At 41.5% G+C, this 23,018-nt stretch carries 20 protein-coding genes; 11 read left to right on the top strand and 9 right to left on the bottom strand.

Annotated features, from left to right (window positions below; genetic code table 11):
- Positions 1-22 precede the first annotated feature (22 nt).
- The gene (locus tag ATK78_RS19965) at positions 23-1,459 is read left to right on the top strand and encodes an ATP-dependent DNA helicase (RefSeq protein WP_133577897.1); all 1,437 of its coding nucleotides are present in this window, start codon (positions 23-25) and stop codon (positions 1,457-1,459) included.
- Between the two features lie 39 nt (positions 1,460-1,498).
- Here the strand turns inward: ATK78_RS19965 and ATK78_RS19970 are convergent, their stop codons facing one another.
- The gene (locus ATK78_RS19970; RefSeq protein WP_133577898.1) at positions 1,499-2,809 is read right to left on the bottom strand and encodes a sensor histidine kinase; all 1,311 of its coding nucleotides are present in this window, start codon (positions 2,807-2,809) and stop codon (positions 1,499-1,501) included.
- An 84-nt stretch (positions 2,810-2,893) separates the two neighbouring features.
- On the opposite strand from ATK78_RS19970, the gene ATK78_RS19975 reads away from it, so the two are divergent.
- Together ATK78_RS19975 and ATK78_RS19980 are read left to right on the top strand one after the other, a co-directional pair.
- Positions 2,894-3,304, top strand: coding sequence for a GtrA family protein (locus ATK78_RS19975; RefSeq protein WP_133577899.1), 411 nt, complete (start codon positions 2,894-2,896; stop codon positions 3,302-3,304).
- 15 nt (positions 3,305-3,319) lie between these two features.
- Positions 3,320-5,074, top strand: coding sequence for an ArnT family glycosyltransferase (locus tag ATK78_RS19980; protein WP_133577900.1), 1,755 nt, complete (start codon positions 3,320-3,322; stop codon positions 5,072-5,074).
- Positions 5,075-5,318: 244 nt separating this feature from the next.
- Here the strand turns inward: ATK78_RS19980 and ATK78_RS19985 are convergent, their stop codons facing one another.
- Positions 5,319-5,615 (bottom strand): Dabb family protein, encoded by a 297-nt coding sequence (locus ATK78_RS19985; RefSeq protein ID WP_133577901.1) that lies wholly within the window; start codon positions 5,613-5,615, stop codon positions 5,319-5,321.
- Between the two features lie 286 nt (positions 5,616-5,901).
- Between ATK78_RS19985 and ATK78_RS19990 the strand changes: the two genes are divergently transcribed.
- Genes ATK78_RS19990 through ATK78_RS20025 form a run of 8 tightly spaced genes read left to right on the top strand, consistent with a single transcriptional unit; the run spans position 5,902 to position 14,155 of the window.
- A complete protein-coding gene (locus ATK78_RS19990) occupies positions 5,902-6,930 on the top strand; it encodes an AAA family ATPase (protein WP_133577902.1) in 1,029 nt (342 codons plus the stop codon).
- A 3-nt stretch (positions 6,931-6,933) separates the two neighbouring features.
- Complete coding sequence (locus ATK78_RS19995) at positions 6,934-7,809, top strand: DUF58 domain-containing protein (protein ID WP_133577903.1); 876 nt, start codon at positions 6,934-6,936, stop codon at positions 7,807-7,809.
- A 4-nt stretch (positions 7,810-7,813) separates the two neighbouring features.
- Positions 7,814-8,791 (top strand): BatD family protein, encoded by a 978-nt coding sequence (locus tag ATK78_RS20000; protein ID WP_133577904.1) that lies wholly within the window; start codon positions 7,814-7,816, stop codon positions 8,789-8,791.
- Positions 8,778-9,782 (top strand): vWA domain-containing protein, encoded by a 1,005-nt coding sequence (locus ATK78_RS20005; protein ID WP_208112406.1) that lies wholly within the window; start codon positions 8,778-8,780, stop codon positions 9,780-9,782. Before ATK78_RS20000 ends, ATK78_RS20005 begins: the two co-directional genes overlap by 14 nt.
- 4 nt (positions 9,783-9,786) lie before the next feature.
- Positions 9,787-10,827 (top strand): VWA domain-containing protein, encoded by a 1,041-nt coding sequence (locus tag ATK78_RS20010; protein WP_133577905.1) that lies wholly within the window; start codon positions 9,787-9,789, stop codon positions 10,825-10,827.
- Positions 10,824-11,579 (top strand): tetratricopeptide repeat protein, encoded by a 756-nt coding sequence (locus ATK78_RS20015; RefSeq protein WP_133577906.1) that lies wholly within the window; start codon positions 10,824-10,826, stop codon positions 11,577-11,579. The genes ATK78_RS20010 and ATK78_RS20015 overlap by 4 nt, the downstream gene beginning before the upstream one ends.
- 10 nt (positions 11,580-11,589) lie before the next feature.
- Positions 11,590-13,392: a BatD family protein gene (locus tag ATK78_RS20020; protein ID WP_133577907.1), complete on the top strand. Its 1,803-nt coding sequence runs from the start codon at positions 11,590-11,592 to the stop codon at positions 13,390-13,392.
- Between the two features lie 4 nt (positions 13,393-13,396).
- Positions 13,397-14,155, top strand: coding sequence for a tetratricopeptide repeat protein (locus ATK78_RS20025; protein ID WP_243732584.1), 759 nt, complete (start codon positions 13,397-13,399; stop codon positions 14,153-14,155).
- Between the two features lies 1 nt (position 14,156).
- Here the strand turns inward: ATK78_RS20025 and ATK78_RS20030 are convergent, their stop codons facing one another.
- From ATK78_RS20030 to ATK78_RS20060, 7 genes are all read right to left on the bottom strand, one after another.
- Positions 14,157-15,086 (bottom strand): helix-turn-helix domain-containing protein, encoded by a 930-nt coding sequence (locus ATK78_RS20030; RefSeq protein WP_208112407.1) that lies wholly within the window; start codon positions 15,084-15,086, stop codon positions 14,157-14,159.
- Between the two features lie 74 nt (positions 15,087-15,160).
- Positions 15,161-16,255: an efflux RND transporter periplasmic adaptor subunit gene (locus tag ATK78_RS20035; RefSeq protein WP_133577908.1), complete on the bottom strand. Its 1,095-nt coding sequence runs from the start codon at positions 16,253-16,255 to the stop codon at positions 15,161-15,163.
- Between the two features lie 22 nt (positions 16,256-16,277).
- Entirely contained in the window at positions 16,278-19,556 is a 3,279-nt protein-coding gene (locus ATK78_RS20040; RefSeq protein WP_133577909.1) for an efflux RND transporter permease subunit, read from the bottom strand.
- A gap of 12 nt (positions 19,557-19,568) precedes the next feature.
- Positions 19,569-20,963: a TolC family protein gene (locus tag ATK78_RS20045; protein ID WP_133577910.1), complete on the bottom strand. Its 1,395-nt coding sequence runs from the start codon at positions 20,961-20,963 to the stop codon at positions 19,569-19,571.
- Positions 20,964-21,145: 182 nt separating this feature from the next.
- Positions 21,146-21,337, bottom strand: a complete 192-nt coding sequence (locus ATK78_RS20050; RefSeq protein ID WP_133577911.1) for a cold-shock protein — start codon at positions 21,335-21,337, stop codon at positions 21,146-21,148.
- A 141-nt stretch (positions 21,338-21,478) separates the two neighbouring features.
- On the bottom strand, positions 21,479-21,925 hold the full coding sequence (locus ATK78_RS20055) for a nuclear transport factor 2 family protein (protein WP_133577912.1): 447 nt from the start codon (positions 21,923-21,925) through the stop codon (positions 21,479-21,481).
- Between the two features lie 69 nt (positions 21,926-21,994).
- The gene (locus ATK78_RS20060) at positions 21,995-22,999 is read right to left on the bottom strand and encodes an SPFH domain-containing protein (protein WP_133577913.1); all 1,005 of its coding nucleotides are present in this window, start codon (positions 22,997-22,999) and stop codon (positions 21,995-21,997) included.
- Positions 23,000-23,018 lie beyond the last annotated feature (19 nt).

Consider the following 23,018-nt stretch of genomic DNA (forward strand, 5'->3'; position numbering starts at 1 on the left):
ATCACCATCGCATATTTGTTAAATGGATAAAGCATCAATAATAGCCGCTTCATATCAATTCAGTCCGACTGCAGAACAGCTTGTGTTTTGTACGGAGATGGCTTCTTTTTTATCCAGGCCGTTAGATCGTCAGTGCTTTATATTAAGGGGGTATGCAGGTACCGGAAAAACCACTTCTGTAGCTGCATTGATTAAATGCCTGCATAAATTTTCGGTACGCGGAGCACTGCTGGCCCCAACCGGACGTGCAGCCAAGGTGATGAGTACCTATACAGGCAGAAAAGCACTGACCATCCATAAGCGGATCTATAGAAAACGATCTGCTGTGGCTACGGATATGAGTTTTCAGCTTGCTCCAAACCTGGCTGAGCATACGTTATTTATTGTGGATGAGGCCTCGATGATTGCGGATGAATGGAATACAAAAACAGGTTCTTCTTTTTTAAAGGACCTGATGGAGTTTGTTTACAATGGAAAAAATTGCGCGGTTCTGTTTGTTGGCGATACTGCGCAGCTGCCCCCGGTTGGCAGTATAGATAGCCCTGCATTAAATAAGCAGCATGTAACTGCTCATTTTAATCTTCAGGTGCAGGAAGTTGAGTTGAGAGAAGTTGTACGTCAGGAAAAAAAGTCGGGTATACTGGCCAATGCAACTATGCTTAGAAAATTGATCAGTGACGAGCTGAAAGAAGACCAGGAAAAGCCCGAACTTCCAAAGTTTATGACCAAAAGCTACAAGGATATTTTCCGTATGAATGGGGTTAAGCTGGTAGAAGGACTGGAATATGCTTATCATAAATTTGGTATGGAGAACTCGCTGGTGGTATGCAGGTCCAATAAATCAGCAAATATTTATAACCAGCAGATCAGGGCCAGGCTGCTTTACAGGGATGAAGAACTAACCGGGGGAGATCAGATCATGGTGGTTAAGAATAACTATTTCTGGCTTCCCGATAATGAAGCCGCTGCATTCATCGCCAACGGCGATATGGCTAAGATTGTACGGGTAAGAAATACGGAAGAGCGGTATGGCTTCCGGTTTTGTGAGGTGAACCTTGAATTTTTAGATCTCCCTGATGCTGGTGTGATTACCTGTAAGGTAATGCTGGATACGCTCACTTCTGAAACCCCAAATCTTTCTTATGAATTGGGAAATAAGCTCTTTGAAGAATTAAATATAGACTACGAACACATTAGAAATAAAAAAGAACGTTTTAACGCAATTAAAGCAGACCCTTATTATAATGCATTACAAATTAAGTTTGCCTATGCCGTAACATGCCATAAAGCACAGGGGGGACAATGGGATGCGGTGTTTGTTGATCAGGGTTATTTAACAGATGAAATGGTTGATATGGATTTTCTACGCTGGTTATATACTGGTATTACGCGGGCTAAAAAGGAATTGTTCCTGGTAAATTTTGCCCCGAGTTTATTTGTTTCTCCATTGGAAGAGTAAGCTGGATAAACCCGGTGATTAAGGCAGTGGTATTGGTAATTAAGCCAGCGGCATAAAGATCGTGAAGGTAGAACCTTCGTTTTCTTTGCTTTCTACCACCAAACTTCCACCATGCTGTTCAATGATGTGCTTAGAGATGTGCAGGCCCAAACCGATAGATTTCTCTCCCCTCAAACCGGGCCTTCCTGCTTTAGAGAACTGGTCGAACAATAATTCCAGCAGAGGAGGAGGGATACCGATTCCAAAATCACGGATCCTGATCTGACAAAAGTTGTCTGCCTGGATCACTGCAATGTTGATCGATGTGCCCGGATCGGAAAATTTAAGGCCATTGCTGATAAGGTTGTCTATAACCCTGGTAAATTTAGAGGCGTTGATCGAAATGAATACCTCGTTTTCAATGGAAAACAAGTTGATGATACGGGGATGATCGGCATTGGTTTTCCAGTTACCGATTAAGCTCTTTAGGTATTGCATGGCATCCGTTCTTTGTACTTCCATGGCCACCACCTCTTCCTGTATCACCTCGATCAGGTCATTGATGATGTTTTTGGCATGGGCCGCTGAACTCAGGATCATTTCAACCTCGGTGTTTTCGGCATCGTCAGACAGGATTAGCCTGCTCAACGATTCTATATTGTTTAATGGGTTTCTAAGGTCATGTGCCACAAAGCCCAGGATCTCGCCTTTCTGGTGGTTTAGGTTTTGTACTTCCTCATTTTTTTGCTTCAGCTGGCTCACCTGAACAAAATGCTGTGATCTGATGTAATAATTATACCTGGAGCATAAATACAATACAAAAGCCAGGATGATCGCTGCAATGATGTTAAAAAGTTTTTGCTGGGTATCTAAATTTGGAATATACATGCCAACAATAAACAAGATGATGATATAGCCTGAAATGATAATGATCTGGTTAATTTCAACAGCAAAGAATATACAAACCGCTACAATCCCTAATAAAAATACGGTTAACGTATTTTTGGTATTGTGAAGAGAATAAATGTAACTGATATTAAAGGTAGTGGTTAGGATAAAGATGATAAAGAAAAATACCAGGATTTCCCTGTGCCGCTGTTTACCCTGGGTATATTTTAAAGCCAAAGTGCTCAATATAATGAATACAAGGCTTCCGAATAATAACACAAGGTTACCAATATTGTATTCTGTAAAGTTGGTCAAATTGACAAAGGCTTCCTTATAAAACAGGTATATTAGGCGTACAATACCAGAAATCAGCAGTAACATGGAGCTGAGTACCCGTACTTGTCTCACATTAATATAGCCATAGGTTTCTATAAAATCTCTGGAATATTTAGCTGGTGTTTGGTATTTAAAGAGATTGAACAATTTTAAATTTTAAAATCAAAAATAGTCAAAGGAAATGAAGTTGTGTTATTAAATGTTATTTTTGCTGAAAAGCTACCTCCTGATATGACCAAAATAGCAGCTATTGAATTTAATAATACCTTCTTTTTTAAATTCTTAAAATTCGGCCTGGTTGGTTTTTCTGGTCTTATCGTAGATTTTAGTATCACCTATTTCTTTAAAGAAAAGCTTAAAGTTCATAAGTATCTGGCCAGTTCACTGGGCTTCATTGTGGCTACGGGTACAAACTATACTTTAAATCGTTTCTGGACTTTCAACAGTCATAATCCGGACACGGTAATTCAGTTTGGGAAATTCTTTATGGTTTCACTGGTTGGCCTTGCATTAAGTAATGCGTTGATATATCTATTGAACGATCGCTTAAAATGGAATTTTTATTATGCTAAAGGCTGTGCAATCCTGTTGGTTTCCTTGTGGAATTTCTTCGCCAATTATCTTTATACCTTTACAGGCTAAACGTCAACAGTTCTTATGATACAGCAACAACAGAGTTCTGAGCGGATCTTATTTATTTTTTTAAGTATCTGGACACTGCTTAACATCATACAGGCCTGTTTTGTTGAACTCCATGCAGACGAGGCATATTACTGGATGTATTCCAGGTTTCTTGACTGGGGTTATTTTGATCATCCGCCAATGGTGGCCTTGTTTATTAAAATTGGTGATGCCCTTTTTCCTTCTGCATTGGGGCTGCGTCTTTTAACCATTATTTCAAGTACGCTTTCCATTTATCTGCTTTGGAAGATCGTGAGTCGTTACGCACAAAACATCCTGCTTTTTATATTGCTGTTTTCGTGTATTGTACTTTTTCATGTCTATGGCTTTATTACCACTCCAGATTCTCCATTGTTCTTTTTTATGGTGCTGTTCTTTTATATCTATCAGCGCTATGAGCAGGAAGATAAACTGAAATGGGCCATTCTGCTGGCATTGGTAATCGCATGTTTGCTTTACAGCAAGTACCATGCAATTTTAGTTTTGCTGGTTACCATACTGGCTAACCTTAAATTGTTAAAGAGGCCGTCTTTCTGGCTTATTGTTGGTGTAGCCATAGTCGCCTATATACCGCATATATTGTGGCAGGTTAAAAATGATTACCCGTCTTTTCATTACCATATTATAGACCGGTCTTCTGATCTGTATCAGTTTAACTTTACCTATGAATATTTACTGGCACAGCTTGCACTCGCCGGGCCATTGATTGGCTGGTTCCTGTACAGATCTGCTATTCAACTGAAATCTTCCGATGTATTTCTAAGGGTAATGAAATTCAATTTCTATGGTATATTTATATTCTTCCTGTTTAGTACGTTAAAGGGTAGGGTTGAGGCACACTGGACCTTACCGGCTATGCTTTGCCTGTTCATTTTAGCCTATATAGGTATTGCCAGGCGTTTTCAGGATACAGCTGCGCAAAATGTACCCGGCCAGCGTACGCTTCCGGCATGGTTTGTCAGACTGGCTGCAGCCAATGTTGTGCTTATTGTTTTGGTGCGGCTAATCCTGATCTTTCCTTTTCCCGGCTTGGCAGATCTTGGTATTGTTAAAAACTACTTTGGTACTAAAGAATGGGCGCATCAAATACAGCAGAAAGCAGGTGATGCCCCGGTTATATTTTTGAATTCATTTCAGGTACCATCCAGATATAATTACTACAACCGGACTACTAAAGGGTTTGGCTATAATTCCAGGTATTACAGAAAGAACCAATACGACATATGGCCTCTTGAAGACGGCTTCAGGAATAAAAAGGTTTATTATGCTTTACAGCACAGCCATCCCGAAGATGGAAATGGGCTTGAAGATACCATAAGTACCTCCAAAGGATTATTTTACGGTACGTGGATCCAGCACGTCAGAATGTATCAAAAAGTTTCTATAGCTCCGTTAGCTATCCCATTAAGGTTTAAAAAAGCAGAATTAATAACCTTGAAGCTAAAGATTACCAATCCATATTACGAACAGATCTCCCTGGGCAATGCAGGTCAGGAATGGAAATGCTTTTTAGAGTATGGTTATAAAAAGGATGGCCTTCTCGGTGATTTTAACCTGGTAGATGCAGATACAGAGCATGTAGTGATCCCGGCCGGTCAATCTATACTTTTAAACTGCAGGATTAAAACTCCTGATGCTGCAGGGAAATTTAAATTGATTTTCTCCTTAAGAACAGAGCCATTTAGCGGCAGCCGGAACAGTGGTATGATCGCTGTTGAAGTTGTGCCTTAGCAGCTGTAATCCTTAAGTTTTAAGACAATTGTAAACGTTTTCCAGTATCGGACATGATGCATAGCTATATCAGGACGGGATGGCCTATCGCTGTTTATCTCAATTATACACTATTAAAGTTAGCCAGACTGAATGCATCATTCAGCCCGGCATATTGTCTAACTCCAATTTAAGCCCTTCAAAGTATTTGATGAAAGGAATATCATATGCTCTGCAATGCAGACGATGCTTCATTGACGCAAAATTAGTGTGCGTCGTAAATGACTACTTTTTCGAAAAAGCCTCTGAATTCATCTAAGAATGCTTTATGCAGGTCATGAACCTGGTAAACATCGTGTCCGGCAAGGTCTTCAAAAAACAGGATTAACGAGAAAGTATAGCTGGTATCTACAACGGCTCTTTCAATTGGGGCTGCCGTGCCTACATGAAAGGTTTTAACCGATTCGATTTTTTCCAGCGATTCTAGGCCTTTTCTGAAGCTATTTTTCTGATCTTCGGTTGTGTCGGCTTTTAGCCAAAATAAAACGTGATGAGCTAACATATATTAAGTATTTTCGGCAAATATAGTGATGCGCGCTTTAATTTATCAGCTATACTAAAAGAATAAATCAGGAGAGAAGTGGATAAGTTCTCCCCTCCCGGATTTAACTAGCTTGCCTGAATAAAACGTAAGCAGCTGATAAAACGCAACAGCTAGCATGAAAAATAATAATCAATTCTATATATGGGTTGATGCTTATAATTTAACATATTTTAACAATTATCCATGCTTCTGCATTTGCTAAAAAAGTATGGTTTGTCTAATTTTCGCAGCGAAAAAAAAGTAAATGGAAGAATTAAATCAAGCTACAGATAATTCATCGTACGGAACAGATATCCGTGCGTTAAATGAAATGATACAAAAGGAGAGCGCTTTTATTGATCTCCTGTTTATGGAGATGGATAAGGTAATTATTGGCCAGCGGTATATGGTTGAACGGCTGATGATTGGCCTGCTTGCTGATGGTCATATCTTGCTGGAAGGTGTTCCCGGACTGGCAAAGACACTGGCGATCAATACGCTGTCTAAAACTATTGATGCAGGCTTTAGCCGGATCCAGTTTACACCCGATCTGCTTCCGGCAGATTTGTTGGGTACCATGATCTACAACCAGAAGAAAGAAGAGTTCATTGTACGTAAAGGGCCGTTATTTTCTAATTTTATCCTTGCAGATGAGATTAACAGGGCACCGGCCAAGGTACAAAGTGCATTATTGGAAGCCATGCAGGAACGTCAGGTTACCATTGGCGACAATACCTTTCCGCTACCCAACCCCTTCCTGGTTTTAGCTACGCAAAACCCGATTGAACAGGAAGGAACTTACCCGCTGCCAGAAGCACAGGTAGACCGTTTTATGCTTAAGGTAGTGATCGGATATCCAAAGAAAGAGGATGAGAAAAAGATCATGCGTGCCAATATTGCGCCGCAGGGTATGCTAAAACCGACTGCTATTTTGCATCCTGATGATATCATCAGGGCCAGAAAAGTAGTTAGAGAGGTTTATATGGATGAAAAGATCGAACAATATATCATTGATATCGTTTTTGCAACCCGTTTCCCGGACCAGTACAAATTGGCCGAGTATAAGAACCTGATTAGTTTTGGTGCATCACCAAGGGCAAGTATCAACCTGGCACTGGCTTCAAAAGCGTATGCTTTTATTAAAAGACGGGGTTATGTGATCCCTGAAGATGTAAGGGCTGTTTGTCACGATGTGTTAAGACACCGGATTGGCCTTACTTATGAGGCCGAGGCCGAAGATGTAACTTCAGAAAAGATCATCACCGGAATATTAAATGCAATAGAAGTACCATAATTTATGGATACCAAAGATCTCTTAAAAAAAGTAAGGAAGATTGAAATCAAATCCCGGGGTTTGAGTAACCAGATCTTTTCCGGAGAGTACCAGTCTGCATTTAAAGGACGCGGTATGGCCTTTAGCGAAGTTAGGGAATACCAGGTGGGCGATGAGATCAGAACAATAGACTGGAATGTTACCGCCCGCTTTAACCATCCGTATGTAAAGGTATTTGATGAAGAAAGGGAGATGACCGTGATGTTGCTGGTTGACGTAAGCGGCTCTAAGAACTTTGGTACCCAGGTGCAGCAAAAACAAGAGATGGCTACCGAGCTGTGCGCCGTACTCGCTTTCTCTGCAATTCAAAATAACGATAAAGTAGGTGTTCTTTTTTTTAGTGATATCGTAGAAAAATTTATTCCGCCCAAAAAGGGCAGGAGCCACATCCTGATGATCATCCGCGAACTGATCAATTTTAAACCACAACATACCGGTACCAATGTTGCTGAGGCACTTCGCTATTTTACAGGTGCCATTAAAAAAAGATGTACCGCTTTTTTGATCTCCGATTTCATGAGCAGTTCTTTTGAAAATGAGATCAAGATTGCCAACCGGAAACATGACCTCGTTGCATTAAGGTTATATGATATCCATGAAGAGGAGTTTCCTGATCTGGGGATCATTCCGATCCGTGATGAGGAAAGTGGTGAAGTGGCATGGGTAGACACCGGTGATCAGCAGGTTAGACATGCATTTAAATCTGCAGCACTGGAAAGGAATGGCAGGCTTGGGGATCTTTTCAAAAGATCCGGGGTCGATTTTACTAAAATTGGTACGCATCAATCTTATATTAAACCATTGATGACATTATTTAAAAAACGTGAGGCCAGAAGATAAGAACATGAAGCAATATTTCACTTGGAGCTGGTGTTTGCTGTTGTGCCTGCTTATGCTGGGTTACCGCTGCACTGCGCAAAGCATCCGTGTAGAAGCCAAATTAGACCGGTCTGCCATCGTTCTTGGTGACCAAACAACCCTGCGGCTAAATGCTTTTTTACCTGCTAACGGTCTTGTTGGTTTTCCTGCGTTAGCAGATACCTTGTCTTCGAAGATCCAGATCGTTGAAGCTGGTAAAACGGATACGATAAAAGATCCGAAAAACCCATCCCTATGGTTAATCAGCAGGCAATACACCATAACATCCTTTGACGCGGGTGTTCATGCCGTTCCATCGTTGACTTTTAATTACCAGGGAAGCACCTATGCTACAGAAGCACTGCCTTTGGAAGTTAAAAGTGTAGCTGTTGATACCACGAAATCAATTTATGATATCAAACAGCCGTTAGCGGTATCCTATACTTTTATGGACTGGCTAAAGGACAACTGGCTGCTGGTAGTATTAGCCGCAGTGGCTATACTGACCATTATTGCGGTATGGTATTACTATAAAAAGATCCGTAAGGCTAAACCTGTTCCGCAAAAAGTAAAAGAAATCGTTCCGCCTCATGTAGAAGCCCTGGATAAGTTAAACCAGCTTCGGTCAAAGAAATTGCTGGAACAGGACGAGGTAAAGTTATACCACATTGAACTGACCGATATTATTCGTGAATACCTTGAAAAGCGGTATGGTATTATGGCCCTTGAGCAAACGAGTGAAGAGATCTTTGCTGCTCTTAAACAGAGTGCAATTGGAAAAGAAGAGCGGGGCATGCTGAAGCAAATGCTTACACTGGCCGATCTTGTGAAATTTGCTAAAGCCAAACCAGATCTTGCAGAGAATGAGCAGAGCATGATCTACGCCTTGAACTTTGTGTCTAAGACTAAAGAAATAACACCATTACCCGGAAATAAAGCGCAAAATAACGATGAACTTATTTAGAGGTATAGAATTTGCCAATCCGGGATTTTTCTGGTTACTCCTTCTGATCCCTGTAATGATCGGATGGTACATCTGGAAGAATAAGAATCTGCAGGGAACGCTAAGGATGTCTGCGTTAAGCGGCTTTTTAAAAGTTAAAAAGAATAAATACTTGGTATTAAGGCATTATGGTATTGCGCTGCGGTCGCTGGCACTCATTGCCCTGGTTACCGCATTGGCCAGACCGCAATCTGCATTGAGCTGGCAGGATTCAACAACTGAGGGTATCGACATTGTTATTGCTACCGATATTTCGGGAAGTATGCTGGCAGAAGACTTAAAACCCAACCGGCTTGAAGCCAGTAAGGAGATTGCTACAGAATTTATACAAAACCGTCCGGATGACCGGATCGGCCTGGTGGTTTTTAGTGGTGAAAGCTTTACACAATGTCCTTTAACCATTGACCACGATGTATTGATTAACCTGTTTCAGGATATTAAGAACGGGATGATCGATGATGGTACTGCCATTGGTATGGGACTGGCAACAGCGGTGAACCGCCTTAAAGAAAGCGCCGCTAAAAGTAAGGTGGTCATTTTATTGACGGATGGAACCAATACTACAGGATCGATCCCGCCGATAACGGCTGCAGAAATTGCCAAACAAATGAATGTAAGGGTGTACACTGTTGGTGTTGGTACCAAGGGTTTTGCTCCATACCCTGTTCAGACTCCATTTGGAACGCAGTATCAAAAAGTGCCTGTAACTATTGATGAAGCTACCTTAACCAAGATTGCTGATCTAACCGGTGGTAAATACTTTAGAGCGACCAATAACGAGAAGCTAAGGGCCATTTATGACCAGATCGATAAACTGGAGAAGGCAAAAATAGACGTTACCCAGTATCATAAGAAAACAGAACGCTTCCTGCCTTTTGCGCTGATTGCACTTGTTCTTTTACTGATTGAGTTTTTATTAAGAAATACCCTGTTTAAAGGAGCTTTAACCTAAAGATATGTTACGTTTTGAACACCTGCAATTTTTATGGGCACTGGCCGCTCTGCCTATATTTATCCTCATTTATCTGAGGGTTCGCTATTGGAAGAAAAAAGCCATCGCCAAACTTGGTGATCCGTCTACTGTTAAAAAAATGATGCCCGAAGTTTCTTTTTCAAGACCGGGAATAAAGTTTGTATTTTTCCTGATTGCCTATGGCATGCTGGTTGTTGGTATAGCCAACCCGCAGATCGGCACCAAGGTTGAAGAAGCAAAGCGGAGTGGTGCTGATCTGATGATCCTGCTGGATGTATCTAACAGTATGCTGGCCGGAGATTTGGCCCCCAACAGGCTGGAAAATGCAAAAAGGGCAATCTCACAACTTATAGATAACCTTCACAATGACCGGGTAGGCATCATCATATTTGCCGGTGAGGCCTATGTGCAGCTACCCATTACTACGGATTATTCTGCTGCCAAACTTTTTTTAAATAACATCACCACAGACATTGTACCCACCCAAGGTACTGCAATTGGTGCAGCGATCAATATGGGGATGAAATCATTTGATTTTGTAAATGGCGGCAGTAAAGCGATGATCATCATGACAGACGGCGAGAACCATGAAGATGATGCCGTAGGGGCGGCAAAAAATGCAAGGTCTAAGGAGGTTACAGTGCATGTTGTTGGACTGGGATCGCCGGAAGGAGCCCCGCTGCCAATCTACCAGAACGGTAACCCGGTAGGTTTTAGAAAAGATGAGGCCGGAAAAACGGTGATCAGTAAACTCAATGAAGACATGTGCAAGCAGATCTCTTCTGCCGGGGATGGGGTTTATGTGAGGGCTTCTAATGCCAATAGCGGATTAAATATCATTATGGGGCAAATAGATGGCATGGAAAAGAAAACATTCGATAGTAAAGTATTTAAAAATTATGAAGATCGTTTCCAGTTCTTTCTCGGCTTTGCATTGATCCTGCTGCTGGTTGAATTTTTTATATCCAACCGCAAAAATTTAAAGTTAAGTGGTCTGAATTTGTTTGAAGTAAAAAAGTCATGAAGCAATATATCTTAATCGTCTTTATCATAGGCTGTGGTTTTCCGGTTTTCGCCCAAAAGGAGAAGAAGGATATCCATACCGGGAACAAGCTTTATGAACAAAAGAAGTTTGCAGAGGCCGAAGCCAGCTATATGAAATCGGTAGCCAAAAATAATCAATCTGTAACCGGTAATTTTAACCTGGGAGATGCCCTGTTTAAACAAAAGAAGTTTGAAAATGCAGCCCGGAAGTTTACAGAGATCGCGGCCTCATCAAATGATAAAGCCGTAAAGGCTAAGGCCTATCATAACCTTGGGAATGCTATGTTTCAGTCCAACAAGCTGGAGGAAAGTATTGATGCTTATAAAAAGGCACTGATCAATAATCCTAAGGATGATGAAACGCGCTATAATCTTGCCTATGCTCAGGAAAAGCTAAAACAACAACAGCAGCAAAATAAAGACAACAAAGACAAGAATAAGGATCAGGATAAAAAGGATCAGAATAAAGACAAGAACAAAGATCAGGACAAAGACAACAAGGATAATAAAGATAACAAGGATAAGCAGGATCAGAATAAAGATAAAAAGGATCAGGACAAAAAAGATCAGGATAAAAAGGACGAGGGACAGCAGCCGCAACCCGACAAGCTGTCTAAAGAAGATGCAGAACGGATGCTGGAGGCCTTGAAGAATGAAGAAAAGAATACCCAGGATAAGCTGAAAAATAAAAAGGCAAAAGGGGTAAAGGGACGTATTGTTAAAGATTGGTAGTTACCGCCCTATGAAAATAAAATACTATGTATGGTTGGTCCTGCTGTTCATCTCAAATGCAGCAGCTGCACAGGATATAAAATTTGTAGCTTCTGCGAGTAAAACGCAGGTGGCTACCGGTGAAACTTTTGAAGTAACCTTTACAGCTAATGGTAACATTGACAATTTTAAACCTCCTGGATTTGGGGGCTTTCAGGTATTGTCTGGTCCCAATCAATCTTCAAGCATGTCGTCCATTAATGGAGTAACCAGTGTTAACATCGGACTTAGTTATTACCTGGTGCCCATTAAAGAAGGTGAATTTGCCATTGGCCCGGCCATTGCCATCGCTAATGGAAAACAATACCGATCTGCTCCATTAAGAATTAAAGTAACCAAAGGCAGGGCTGTTCCTCAAAATAATCAATCTGCTGCTGATCCAGTTAATGCACCTGCCACAGGTAATTCAACAGACATTTCAAAACGCATATTTATCAGGGCCGTAACGAATAAGTCGAACGTGTACCAGGGTGAACAGCTTTCGGTGAGTTATAAGCTGTATACAAATATTGAAATTGTAGACAACGGATTGGATAAACTGCCGGATTTTAATGGATTTTGGAGCCAGGAAATTAAAAACAACAGCCAAACGGTAAAGTGGACAACGGAAACTTATAAGGGAACAAGGTATAATGTTGCCCTGCTTAAGGAGATCATCCTGTTTCCGGAGCGTTATGGAGACCTTACCTTAGATCCGCTTGCCATGACTTTTGTAGTGAGACAGTCCTCAGCTAAATCCAATGATCCTTTTGATCTGTTCTTTGGCTCTTACGAGGATGTAAAATACAAGATTAAAAGTGCCCCAATTGCCATTCATGTTAAACCACTGCCCGAAGCGGGCAAGCCGGCAGGTTTTCAGGGTGCAGTGGGTAACTTTGCACTGTTAACTGCTGCGGATAAAACTGAACTTAAAGCCAATGAAGCCCTAAACTACAGCATCCGGATTACCGGTTCTGGGAATTTAAAATTACTTAAAACACCTGAAATTACATTTGCTGCCGACCTGGAAAAGTACGATCCAAAAGTAAATGACCGGATTACGGAAACGGTGAGCGGTGTATCTGGTACGCGTGAATATACGTACCTGTTAATACCCAGACATCAGGGTAATTATAAAATAGAGCCGTATAAATTTTCTTATTTTAATCCTGTTAGCCGTAAATATATAACCCTTACGGGAAGTGAGTTTAATTTAAAAGTAGCTAAAGGCGCTCCGGGATCAGCTGTTGCTGCATTCCCTGCAGGCAGTCAGCAGGATGTGAAAATGATCGATAAAGATATCAGGTACATTAAGACTGAAGGCGACCTTACTAAAAGCGGAGACGACTTTTTCGGCTCATTGGGTTATTATATGCTACTGGCAGCCGGACCAGTTCTGTTCATTGCTGCCTTTGGGTATCGTAAATGGCATCGGGAACACAATAAGGATGTGGTGGTTGTAAAGGAAAGAAAAGCGGGTAAACTTGCTGTAAAGCATTTGGAAACGGCACAAAAACAATTGCAGGCTGGTAATCAGAAAGCATTTTATGAAGCCATTTACAGGGGCTTGTATGGTTATCTCGCAGATAAATTCAACATTGCCGCTGCAGCGCTAAATAAAGATCATATTGCGGTTCAGCTGCGGGAAAGAAAGATGAGTGAAGGCCTGATCACGCAGCTCATAGAAACATTGGATCTCTGCGAAATGGCACGCTATGCACCTGTATCAGGTACTGGTGAGCAGCAGGTATACGAAAAGGCCAAACAAATTATCAATGACATCGAAAATGCATAAACTTATGAAATGTAACTTATATGTTCTGTTTTTCATTACATTACCCTTGTTCTCATTGGGTAAAGAAACGCAGGAAGAACTTTTTTCAAAAGGAAACGCACACTATGCAAAAGGCCATTACACAGAGGCCGTGCAAGCCTACCAGCAAGTGCTGGATTCTGGTTACCGCTCTGCAGCAATTTATTTTAACCTGGGTAATGCACATTATAAAGAAGACGAAATTGCGCTGGCCATTTTAAATTATGAAAGGGCTTATAAACTGGCACCTGGTGATGAAGATATTGCCGTAAACCTGCAGTTTGCGAATCTTAAGATCACAGATAAGATAGAAGCCGTTCCGGAATTCTTTCTCTCTAAATGGGGACGGTCGGCATTGCTTTTCTTTTCTCTGAAAACCTTATCTGTGTGGAGTATATTGTTGAGCATAACCGGGTTTTTACTACTTGTTGTATACCTTTTCTCCGTTAGTTACGCACTAAAGAAAGTATCATTTTACAGCGGTGTGGCCGCCTTAGTGTTTGCCATACTGGCTATCGTATTTAGTTATATGCAGCAGGGGTATTTTGACAGCCACCAGCAGGCCATCGTATTCAACGGAACCGTTAATGTAAAGAGTGCACCTGCAGATCATCAAAAAACATTGTTTGTTATTCATGAAGGTACCAAAGTAAAGATCAGTAAAAGAGATGCGGGCTGGATCCGGGTAGAGCTTCCAAATGGCAATACCGGATGGATTGAATCTGCCTCAGCTCAGGAAATCTAAGTTAAACGACCTTTCGAAGGTGCGTTTCCGTAGTTTTTTCCCTAAATGATTTAGGGATGGCCAGGGTTTGGCGTTTAAAGAACAGGTTAAAATTTGCCGGATACTGAAACCCAAGGCAATAGCCAATTTCAGCAATATTCCAGTCGGTATGCTGCAGCAGGGCAATGGCTTCATTGGCAATACGTGCCGATATGTGTTCAGAGGTCGTTTTACCGGTAACTTCTTTTACGGCGTGGTTTAAATGGTTTACATGCACGTTTAAACGCGCTGCAAAGTCATTTGCTGTTCTTAGATCCAGGATATGGTCACTCGAATAAATGGGAAATTGCTGATCCAGCAAATCAAAGAATAAGGAAGTAATGCGGGCAGCTGCATTGTTAGACCTGATAACAGGGGTTTTGGGCTGCAGCTTAATGGCTTCATGGATCAGCAGGTTGATATAATTGCGGATCATGTCATTCTTATACAGGTAATCTTCTCCCATTTCAGTGATCATCTTTTCAAAAAGGGTGCAGATATCCTGTTTTTGCTTTTCATTGGGAAAGAATACCGGGTTTTCCTGGATCTTACCTAAAATGGAATCTTTAAAAGGCTCGGCACGCTGGCGGATAAAGTTCTCCGTGAACAGACAAAAATAACCGGATTGAAACTCAGAGGTTGCTTCCCATGAATAGGGGATTGTGGTATTTGTAATAAATAAGGCACAGCCATCTATCTCAATACGTTGGTTTGGATAGTGAAGTACACCCTTTCCAATTACAAAACTAATTTTATAAAAGTCCCTTCTGTTGAAAGGGGTAGGGTTTATGGAACAATAACCATGTCGCTTAAATACATTGAAATGCCCAACGTTTGCAACGTCCGTTAAGTTAGGTATCCTAACATCCGGGCGGTTAACGGAGAACATCTCATAAAATTCCTTGAGGGTCATGATCTTTTTCACATCCTAAAAATGCGGAAATTTTCAGGATTATTTTTTATTGTAACTGTAATGTAACTATAAAATTATGGTTTGATTACAGTTCCCGGTCTAATCTCTTCACTGGCTTTACTTACTATGCGGTCACCTTCTTTTAAATCTCCAAATATTTCAACTTTATCATCACTTTCTCTTCCTTTTTTTACCATAACCCTCGATGCCTTATTGTTTTCATCTTTAATGACATAGATTCCTTCATCACTGTCAATAATTGCAGTTTTAGGAACAGAATAAGTTCCTTTAATTGCCGGTAAGGGGATAGAAACTTCGGCAATCATTCCCGGTAATAGCTGTTTATCAGCATTAAATACATCAATTTCTACTCTTTCTGCACGCAAACGCTGGTCTAAAGCACCAGACAATCTTATTATTTTAGCTTTGAAAACTTCAGATGGTTTAGATCTGACTGTAAAGCTTACCTCATTTCCGGTTTTAAGATATCCGGTGTAGATCTCCGGAATGGAGATTGCAAGGCGCAGATGTTTTTGTTCCTGCAGGGTAAATAAGGGAAATTCAGAACCCTTTCCGGATGGACCTACAAAAGCACCCAGGTTTACATTTCTGGAAGAGATGATGCCGCTAAACGGTGCTCTAATCTCCAGGTAGTTTTGGATATTGCCAACTTCTTTAAATGCAGCTCTGGCTGCACTTAGCTGCGCAAAATCCGCATTTCTTTTGGCTATGGCCTGGTCCAGGTCATTCTTTGAGATAGTACCTGGTGTTTTACTGGTCTCAAATAAACGATCGTAGTTTGCTTTACTAGCTGTATATACCGCCTCCTGTGCTTTAAGTCTGGACTCGGCGGCTGCAAGCTGCGATGAAAGTTCGGGTGCCTCTAATGTCATTAAAAGCTGTCCCTGGCTAACTTCAGATCCAATGTCTGCCTTTAAGGTCTTTACAAAGCTGCTTACCTTTGCATACAGGTCTACCTGCTGATAGGCAATCAGTTCTCCAGGCATTTTTAGTGAGGTAGCCATCTTTTGTTCTTTCAATACAAAGGTTTCAATCTCTGGTACTTTTTCTGCAGTGGTTTTTTTCTTTTCCTCCTGGCAGCTGCTGATCAGTAATACCGATGCGGCAATGCTTAAAAGAAATCCTGCTTTATTTATTCTTGTATTCATCTTTTTATGTGCTTAACCTTTGTTAATGATCTAATCCTTTAATGTAGTGAATGCTTTCCGTATCCTCAGGGTCGAGAGAAAGTGATGTGGTAGAAACCTTTCCCTGTACCCATGCAAAAACCAGCGGAAGTATAAATAGTACAGCAAATGTTGAGGCAATAAGACCACCAATTACAGCCCTTCCCAGCGGTGATACCTGATCTCCTCCTTCGCCATGTCCTATCGCCATTGGCAGCATACCGGCAATCATAGCCAGACTGGTCATGATGATTGGTCGTAACCTTAGCCCTGCCGCTTCGCGTGCCGATTTTAATGCATCTCCGTTTACCTTTCTAAGTTCTTCTGCATTGGTAATGAGTAAGACCGCATTGGCAATGGAAACCCCTACAGACATGATAATTCCCATGTATGACTGCAGGTTGAGTGTTGACCCGGTGATGGTAAGCAGCAATAAAGCACCCAATACTACTGCCGGTACCGTGGCTAATATCACAAGCGGCACCCGGAAGGATTGGAAATTTGCCGACAACATGAGGAAGATCACTACAATGGCAATCAGTAATCCGGATTGCAGGCTGCTCAGCGTTTCATCCAGCACCTTGCCCATACCAATGGCCTCAATGTTTAATCCCCTCGGCAATTCGCCAATCTCATCTATGGCGTTTTTAACAGCGGCATTGGCTGTACCAAGATCTGTTTTATTCAAGTTTGCTGTTATCGAAAGGTAGGGCATGGCACCCAGGTTGTCATTCTCACCATAAGTAGTATCTGCAGTAATGGTTGCTACATCACTCAATACCGGTCTGCTATTATTTCTCGATACCGGGATCTCACCAAGATCTTCTATACTGTTCATCTGGTTAAAAGGTACCTGTACCTGTACACCATAGGAAAGGCCTACTTTTTCATCCAGCCAGTTGTTTTTTTCTGTATACCTGGATGAAGAGGTTGACGCAATCAGTGACCTTGAAATGTCGCCCAGGTCTACACCAAGCTGAGCCGCTTTAACACGATCAATGTCAATATTTAAAGCCGGGTATTTGGTGGACTGGGCAATCTGCACATCGCGCATATACTCCACCGCCTTTAATTTGGTTACCAGTTTGTTGGCATATTCTTCATTCAGTTTCTTATTTCTGCCGGTAATCCTGATCTCAACCGGGGTTGGAGATCCCTGGCTCAGTACTTTATCCGTAAGTTCTATGGGTTCAAATGACATTTTAAGATGCGGATCTATTTTCTTTACCCGCGCTCTTAACTGGTCTTTAAACTCGTCCATATCTTCATGGTAATCTTTAAGTGAAACCTGGAACACGGCTTCATGCGGGCCTGCCATAAATAAGTAGATCGGGTTTACAGAGAAGAGTGCCGGATGCTGACCAACATAGGCTGATGAAATACCAATATGCTCCGGCCCCGCAATTTCTTTGATCTGGCTTAATACCATATTTGCTTTTTCTTCAGTACGCTCTAAACGGGTACCGTCTGGTGCTCTCATGCGAAGCTGAAACTGGCTGGAATTAACTTTAGGCAATACATCACGGCCAATATTTAATAACAGCAGTGCGGCTGCCCCAATGATCAATACCAGGTAAACCAATACTGCTGCTTTTCGAAAAACAAATATCCGGTCAAGGAAACGCATGAACCAGTTTCTAAACCGGTCGAACAACGTGATTTTTCCGTCATCATTAAAATCTTCGCGTTCAACAAGGATCTTCTTTTGCTCAAAAGTCGCGTGTTCCGATTCGAGTGTTAAACCGGTTTGGTTAAACTCGTCTTCATCATCAGTAATAGATGGATCTGTTTTTACATGTTTTTTGGGATGCGCAACCATCAGCCAGTTGGCAAGGACCGGAACAAAAGTTTGCGACAATAAAAATGAGATGACCATAGAAAAACCTATGGCGAGGGCTAAGGGTAAGAATAAGGCCCCGGGTATACCAGACATGGTAAAGGCTGGAGCAAATACTGCAAGGATACAAAACAGGATCAGTAATTTGGGGAATGCAATTTCACGGCAGGCATCCCAAATGGCCAGTGCCTTGGGTTTACCCATATCAAAATGCTGGTGGATATTTTCTATGGTAACGGTGGATTCATCCACTAAGATGCCAATGGCCAGGGCCAGTCCGCTGAGCGACATGATATTGATGGTTTGTCCAAATAGTTTCATGAAGAGCACACCGGCAATGATTGAGGTTGGTATGGTGAGGATTACAATCAGGGCGGCACGTTTATCGCCTAAAAATAACAAGACCATTAATCCGGTTAATACAGCTCCGATTACACCTTCACTGATTAAGCTTTTTACGGCATTGATCACGTAAATGGACTGGTCAAACTCATAGGTCAGCTTTACATCTTCCGGTAAGGTACTTTGAATGGCAGGCAAGTTTTCTTTAAGCTTGTTGACCACCTCCCAGGTTGAGGCATCTGCAGATTTTGCTATATTTAAATATACCGATCTCTTCCCGTTAATGAGTGCGTATCCTACGGTTGCATCGGCACCATCTTTTACCGTAGCTACATCGCGAAGGTATAGGTTCTGAACGCCTCCTTTAAACAGTGGAATACTTTCAAAGTCCTTAACCTTTTTTATGTTATAATTGGTAGGGGTAAGGTAGTTTATATCTCCTATGCGGACATTTCCGGGAGGAGAGGTGGGGTTGTTGATCCGGATGGCTTCAATCACCTGGTCTATGGTCAGGTTGTGGGAGCGCATCAGACCCGGATTTACATTGATCTCTATGGTACGCGGACTACCTCCGGATGGTGCAGGTGAAAGCAGGCCAGGTATGGAAGTAAAGGAGGAACGTACATAGGTATTGGCAATATCCTGCAGTTCATTATTGGTTTTAATGGGGCTGCTGAGTACGAGCTGGCCAACGGGCAGGGACGAGGCATCAAACCGGATGATAAAAGGAGGTTGTGATCCGGCTGGGAAAATAGCCTGGGCACGGTTAGATAAGGCACTAAGCTCAGATGCAGCCTGTGCCATGTTTGTTCCTTCATAATAGGTAAGCTTCATCAGCATCAGGCCCTGGGTATTCTTGGTTTCAATGGTCTTTATACCATTGGCAAATAGCAGGATATTGATGTAGCCTTTACCAAAGTAAGACTCCATTTGTGTTGGTGTATAGCCACCAAAAGGGTGCGCAATGTAGATTACCGGCAGATTCATCTGTGGCAGGATATCTACTTTGATGGTTCTCATGGCATTGATGCCGAAGAAAAGCAGGCCTGCAACAAAAACCATGATGGAGATGGGCTTACGAAGGGCAAAACGGATTAAATTCATGGTTATGCTGGACTAAAATTCATTAATAAAAACGTTAAAATCACCCAGGGCAGCAGATTTAAGCAATACGGCCTGCCATACATTGGTATAGGCAATGTCACGGTCGGTTTCTGCCCTGTTGAGGGTGTAAAGGGCCTGTGTAAGGTCAACTATGGTTGTTAAGCCATTCTTATAAAGTACGCTTTTTTGAAGGTAGGCATCAGATGCTGCCTTTACCTGAACTGGTGCTTCGAGGTAGTTGGCCATTGCATTTTTAATTTTATTGTCTGCCAATGCCAGTTGCGCATGAAACTGCTGGTTAACCAGTTCATATTCGTTTTCTAAGCCGTTTGAAATGTAGCGCTGTGCCCTAACCTGGGGGGTGTTCCTCAATATGCTGGTTAAGTTCCAGCTCAAACCAATCCCAAACAGGTAATTGGTACGGGTAGGGGTTATGCCATCGGCATAGTTCCGTGTAAACTCATTTTGATTTAACAGGTAATCGGCCCTGAAGCCGGAGCCCCTGCCCTGAAGTACGCCAATAAAGGTGAAGGTAGGATACATCAGTTTTTTATAATAGTCCATTTGCTCGTTACTCAGTGCTACGCGGTCCCTGTAAAATTTTAAAACCGGATGGGTGCTCAGGTCGGTGCTGGTATCGGCAGTGCTGAGCAGCTTGGGAACATGGTTGATGGACCCGGTATCAACGGTAAGTTCAGTCACATTTATACCCATCAGGATGCCGAGTTTGTTGGCTTGTTCTTGCTCAATATCTCTGGCCTTGGTAAATGCGATCCTGGCACTTGATACTTCTGCGCTGGCCAGCGATGAATCTACGCCGGCAATTAGGCCATTGGCAGCGCGAACGGTGGCATTGTTTTTAAAGATGATGGCCCTTTCGAGATTGTTTTTTTGCGATCTGGTTAACCGCTGCGCGGCAACAAGATTCAGATAGGCTGCGGAGACACGGATCTGATGCTGGAATTTTTCCTGTTCCAGATCTTCCGTGTCCCGTTTAAAGACTGCTTTTGAAACATTTATCCGCTGCTTTGCTCTTCCAAAGGTAAAGAAGTCCCAATTGATATTGCTGAGGTATAACGCACCAAATGCAGCATTCCAATTTTGCTCAGACAGGCCTGGGCCAGATGATGCAACGTTTCCACCGAGGGCGGCCAGTGGTCCGTTTTGTCCGTTTATGGTTCCGAAACTTTGCTGGGCAGACAGGGTAAAGTTGGGCAGATATTCGCGCCTGCTTTGTATAATGCCTTCTCCTGATGCATTTGCATAGTTTTCTTTGGCTTTTATGGTGCCGTAATTTTTAAGTGCAGTTTCAATGGCGGTCCTTAAATTTAAGGTTTGAGCCCTGGCAGATACCGCACCGGAAAGAAAAAAATAAAGAACAATAGTATATAAAGATAGTTTGGGCATCTTTGATCTTTTAAGGATATGCGATTACTTAGTGTTTATTTTACACTACAAATCTATTCCTTAGTTGATGAATGAAAATATGCTTTTCAAATCAAAACTTATTAAAATCAAATAATTACAAAAAAGAGGGCAAAAAAAAACACCCACGAGGTGGGTGTTTCGTACGATTTATGTATTGATCCTTAGATTACTTTAACATTTACCGCGTTCAGGCCTTTTTTGCCTTCTTCTACATCGTAGCTTACCGTATCGTTTTCACGAATGCTGTCGATTAAGCCTGAAACGTGTACAAAGATTTCGCTACCGCCATTAGATGGTACGATAAATCCAAAACCTTTAGTCTCATTGAAAAATTTTACTGTTCCTTGTTGCATTATATTATATATTAATTTTTACAAATATAAAAACTAAAACTCTATGTATCAAATATTTTCGCCTCTAGTTTAAAAAATATTTTAATATTGCAAATAATGCCTAATATTTCGCTGTAATTGGCATATTTTGTTGTCAATCTGTTATTTAGGTTTGGGCACAACGGTAGAGTGCATGAGCTTTATTTTCCAAATGCCACCCTCCATGACCAATACTGCGCTTTCAAGCCAGTTAATTTTGACGTCACGATCTTTAATTTTAATCGCCGCAGAATTGTGATAAGCCACCCATGCTGTTTTTCCGGTCACTTCAGTTTTTATAAAATCAAATGAATTTACCCGGATCATGTTCCTTGATCTATACTGTTCAAAATTCTTTGTCAGTGAATCGAGGTTCCAGACCTCTGCATTTTCCAATAACATAAAATCATTTGTAGAGTACATTTTTAATTTTGCAGCGTCAAGTTCCGAAAGTCCGTCAAAGAATTTAACAATGCTTTCCTGTACCTTGCTTTGTTCATTTTTGGAAGCCTGGGCATTGACCAGCAATACAGAAGCGGAGAGCATCAGGCTAAGTAATATCTTTTTCATTATTTAACTATATCGTATTTAAATAGATTATATTTAAATAAAGGTATAATTTTAAAGTTACTATAGAAATTACATCTTACTTAGGATCTCTTTCTTTTTTGCATCAAACTCTTCCCGGGTAAGGATCTCTTCATCAAGCAGTAATTTTAGCTTTTGAAGCTGAACTACAGGATCTGCTTTGGGATCGTAAGCCGTAACTTCTTCTTTTTTGTCTTCTAAAACTTTACCCATCTCCATTCCGAAGCCCAGTTGTAACCCGGCACCTGCCAGACCGCCTTCGTTTCTTGCAGCATCACGGAGTGCTTTAAGTTTTTCTATCTCCAGGTAAGTCAAGCCGCCTTCTGAAGCAGCCCTGCTATCGGCAGTTATATCGGCAATTCTGTTCATGCGCTCTTGTGTTGAAACGTCAAATGAAGTTCCCTGGATCTTAAAGTCTTTTAATTCGAGTCCCACTTTTGTGAATTCTGAATTTAGTTTTTCCTTTAATGCTTCAGCAAGGACCATCAGCTGTGCATCAATGTCAATATAAGATAGTTTTGCCTGTGCCAAATGCGAAATAAGGGTTTGTGGTAAACGGGAAAGGAGGAGGTCTTTGGCATCAGCTGTGGAATATATATCCTTAGAACCGATAATTTCTTTGAAAAGAAGCAATGGATCGGAGATCCGCATGCTGTAATTACCATAAATACCGAGTTCAACCGGGATTTTATATTCACTATCCAGATATTTTACCGGAGATGGCGTTCCCCATGGCTGGTTTACACTGTCCGCCTTGCGGTAAAAATACAGATGTGTTTTATGCTCGCTTTCAAATAGCTGCATATACTTCATCAGGTTTGTAATAAATGGTAAATTGTCTGTATTTAAAGTGTATAAACCCTCCTCATTAAGTACATCTTTGATTTGGCCTTCATAAACGAGAATACAGCCCTGGCCTGGAGAAATAAGCAGCTGACTGTTGTCTTTAATCTCTGAAGTAGGTACAGGGAATTTGTACAACAACAGATCTGGTTGCTGGTCTTTCCATTCAATAACGGTACGCAGCTGTTTTCTGAAAAAATCTCCTAATCCCATATTTTATTTTTTTTATGCT

It is taken from the genome of Pedobacter metabolipauper, assembly GCF_004362715.1.
Classification (GTDB): domain Bacteria; phylum Bacteroidota; class Bacteroidia; order Sphingobacteriales; family Sphingobacteriaceae; genus Pedobacter; species Pedobacter metabolipauper.

Coding starts and splice junctions, on each gene's coding strand:
- ATK78_RS19995 (WP_133577903.1), top strand. CDS start 6,934: ATGGATACCAAAGATCTCTTAAAAAAAGTAAGGAAGATTGAAATCAAA.
- ATK78_RS20020 (WP_133577907.1), top strand. CDS start 11,590: ATGAAAATAAAATACTATGTATGGTTGGTCCTGCTGTTCATCTCAAAT.
- ATK78_RS20050 (WP_133577911.1), bottom strand. CDS start 21,337: ATGCAACAAGGAACAGTAAAATTTTTCAATGAGACTAAAGGTTTTGGA.
- ATK78_RS19980 (WP_133577900.1), top strand. CDS start 3,320: ATGATACAGCAACAACAGAGTTCTGAGCGGATCTTATTTATTTTTTTA.
- ATK78_RS20055 (WP_133577912.1), bottom strand. CDS start 21,925: ATGAAAAAGATATTACTTAGCCTGATGCTCTCCGCTTCTGTATTGCTG.
- ATK78_RS19990 (WP_133577902.1), top strand. CDS start 5,902: ATGGAAGAATTAAATCAAGCTACAGATAATTCATCGTACGGAACAGAT.
- ATK78_RS20045 (WP_133577910.1), bottom strand. CDS start 20,963: ATGCCCAAACTATCTTTATATACTATTGTTCTTTATTTTTTTCTTTCC.
- ATK78_RS20035 (WP_133577908.1), bottom strand. CDS start 16,255: ATGAATACAAGAATAAATAAAGCAGGATTTCTTTTAAGCATTGCCGCA.
- ATK78_RS20010 (WP_133577905.1), top strand. CDS start 9,787: ATGTTACGTTTTGAACACCTGCAATTTTTATGGGCACTGGCCGCTCTG.
- ATK78_RS20025 (WP_243732584.1), top strand. CDS start 13,397: ATGAAATGTAACTTATATGTTCTGTTTTTCATTACATTACCCTTGTTC.
- ATK78_RS20030 (WP_208112407.1), bottom strand. CDS start 15,086: ATGACCCTCAAGGAATTTTATGAGATGTTCTCCGTTAACCGCCCGGAT.
- ATK78_RS20015 (WP_133577906.1), top strand. CDS start 10,824: ATGAAGCAATATATCTTAATCGTCTTTATCATAGGCTGTGGTTTTCCG.
- ATK78_RS19965 (WP_133577897.1), top strand. CDS start 23: ATGGATAAAGCATCAATAATAGCCGCTTCATATCAATTCAGTCCGACT.
- ATK78_RS20040 (WP_133577909.1), bottom strand. CDS start 19,556: ATGAATTTAATCCGTTTTGCCCTTCGTAAGCCCATCTCCATCATGGTT.
- ATK78_RS20000 (WP_133577904.1), top strand. CDS start 7,814: ATGAAGCAATATTTCACTTGGAGCTGGTGTTTGCTGTTGTGCCTGCTT.
- ATK78_RS19975 (WP_133577899.1), top strand. CDS start 2,894: ATGACCAAAATAGCAGCTATTGAATTTAATAATACCTTCTTTTTTAAA.
- ATK78_RS19985 (WP_133577901.1), bottom strand. CDS start 5,615: ATGTTAGCTCATCACGTTTTATTTTGGCTAAAAGCCGACACAACCGAA.
- ATK78_RS20060 (WP_133577913.1), bottom strand. CDS start 22,999: ATGGGATTAGGAGATTTTTTCAGAAAACAGCTGCGTACCGTTATTGAA.
- ATK78_RS20005 (WP_208112406.1), top strand. CDS start 8,778: ATGAACTTATTTAGAGGTATAGAATTTGCCAATCCGGGATTTTTCTGG.